The sequence below is a fragment of the Arthrobacter sp. K4-10C genome (assembly GCF_059090085.1).
In genome coordinates this window covers 1-201 of the sequence record NZ_JBNHFI010000055.1, presented here as the reverse complement: position 1 = coordinate 201, position 201 = coordinate 1, and the positions used below count along the sequence as shown (strand labels likewise).

1 protein-coding gene is annotated in these 201 nt (G+C 65.2%); it reads right to left on the bottom strand.

Annotation, left to right across the window (positions count from 1 at the left end; all coding sequences use genetic code 11):
• Window positions 1-201: L-serine ammonia-lyase, iron-sulfur-dependent, subunit alpha (locus tag AC5RUU_RS19735; RefSeq protein ID WP_493976882.1), on the bottom strand; the 201-nt coding region annotated here is incomplete at both ends.

The following is a 201-nucleotide window of genomic DNA, read 5'->3' as shown; positions in this document are numbered from 1 at the left end:
CGACGACGTTGACGGCGAGGCCGCCCATGGCGGTTTCTTTGTATTTGGAGCTCATGTCCTTGCCGGTTTCGCGCATGGTGATGATGACCTCGTCGAGGGAGACGCGGTGGGTGCCGTCGCCCCAGAGCGCCATCTTCGCGGCGTTGATCGCCTTCGCGGCGGCGATCGCGTTCCGTTCGATGCAGGGCACCTGGACCAGCC